The following is a 1,837-nucleotide window of genomic DNA, read 5'->3' as shown; positions in this document are numbered from 1 at the left end:
GACCGCCGCGCGACACAGCGGCCCGCGCCGCGGATCGAACGGCTCCCTCCACGCGGGCTCGTCCGGCGAGTCGTGCCATCGCACCCGCGCGAGCTCACCCGGCGCCTGGACGAGGGTGCCCCCGTGCTCGCGGACCAACAGGCCCAGTACCGGAGTTGCCGCCGCCACCGCCTCGACCGCGGCGCGCAACCGCGCGTGATCCAGGCGACGGCCGGTCTCCAAGCGGGCCGTGACCGCCATCGCGGCCAGGTCCGGTACCGCCTGCGCCGCCGTGTACAGCCACTCCTGATCCACGGTGAGCGGCACCTCGGCGCCCGCGGGCCGGGGCTCGGTGAACTCCCGCCCCGCGGCCTCGTGGTCGATGCGGCGCAGCACGGACCGCAGGGCGCGCCGGCGGGCCTGCTCGGACAGCCTTGCGGGACCGGTCATGCGAGGCCGCCTCCCTGGAGGGTGTCGAGGACGTGCCGCCGTTCGCCAGGCGTCATCCACGCCACGTCACGGACGGCGCGATCGGGCCGGCTCACCGCCCAGTCGAGGAAGACACCCAGGCGACGGGCCAGATCCGCGCCGGAGGTGTCGTCGAACAAAGCTTTGCTGTAGTCGAGTTGCAGCATCGGCCGGGCGCCGCCGAGCAGGAACGTGGCATTGAGGTCGAACCGGCTCAGCGCGTAGTCGGGGGTCACGAACTCGGCGTCCAGTCCGTCGAGGTCGAGCGACGGCGGGGCGTCCACCCCGGAACAGAAGGCCCGAAAGAGCGGGTTTCGATCGCTGCGCCGATCCGGGCTCGACACGCGCACCAACTCCTCGAAGGGCAGCGCCTGGTGGGCCATCGCGTCGGCCAACGTCAGGTGCGTACGGCGCACCAGTTCGACGAAGGGCTCACGCGGGCGCAGCGCGGAGCGCAGGCACAGCGTGTTGACGAAGCAGCCGATGTGGGCCTCCAGGGCCACGTCGGTACGACCACTGACGGGCATGCCCACGACGAAGTCCCGCTGACCGCTGTAGCGGCCGAGCACCGCGAACCACGCGGCGAGCGCGACCGCGAACGAACTCGCCCCCGCCCGCGCGGCCACCGCGCGCATGCGCTCCACGGTGGTGGCGGACAACTCGTGGCGCACGGTGCCCATCGGTCCGCCCACGCCGTGCCCGGGTCGGTCGGCGGGCAGTTCCAGCTCCTCGACGCCCTCCAGCGTGGTTTGCCAGTGCCGCAGCAGCGATTCGCGGTCGCGGTCCAGCGTGCGGCGCTCCCACCACGCGTAATCGCTGTAGGAGATCTCGGGCGCCGGGATCGCCGGTACGCCGCCGCTGCGATAGTCCTCGGCGAGTTCGCGCAGCAGGATCGCGGTGGACCAACCGTCGAACGCGAGGTGGTGCATGGTCAACACCAGCACCAAGGCGTCGTCGCCGAGGGCGGCCGACCGAACCCGCAGCGGGGGTTCGTGTTCCAGGTCGAAGACGTGCGCGAGTTCCTCGGTGGCGGTCGCCGCGGCCCGTTTCGCGTCGTCGGCGCCCGGCGCGGCCGGTCGGTGGTCCACGGGGGGAAGTCCGTCGGCCAGGACGCGTTGTACGGGCGGTCCCGTCGGGCGTGACTCGACCACCGTGCGCAGCGGTTCGTGGCGTCGCACGAGCCGGTGCACGGCGCCGACGAGCGCGTCGACGTCCGGCTTCCCGCGCAGCAAAAGCGCGACCTGGAGGTTGTACTCGGCGGTCGGCGGCCTGCTGGTGTGCACGAACCACAGCCGGGCCTGCGCGGTCGACAGTGGCGCGGGCCGCTCGTCGACGGGGACGACCGCGTCGCGGACCGGCGGGCGGGGGAGGGCGGCGTCGGGTGTGCTCA

General features: G+C 73.3%; 2 protein-coding genes. Both read right to left on the bottom strand.

Translation table 11 applies throughout. The features are described 5' to 3' along the window. A partial coding sequence (locus GT354_RS16530) for a hypothetical protein (RefSeq protein ID WP_161357071.1) occupies positions 1-429 on the bottom strand: 429 nt, incomplete at its 3' end. Beyond that, a partial coding sequence (locus GT354_RS16525) for a condensation domain-containing protein (protein WP_237534990.1) occupies positions 426-1,837 on the bottom strand: 1,412 nt, incomplete at its 5' end. The genes GT354_RS16525 and GT354_RS16530, both read right to left, overlap by 4 nt.

The organism is Streptomyces sp. SID3343, from assembly GCF_009865215.1.
Classification (GTDB): Bacteria; Actinomycetota; Actinomycetes; order Streptomycetales; family Streptomycetaceae; genus Embleya.
The sequence above is the reverse complement of the archived record's forward strand: the minus strand, read 5'-3'. Positions and strand labels throughout refer to the sequence as shown.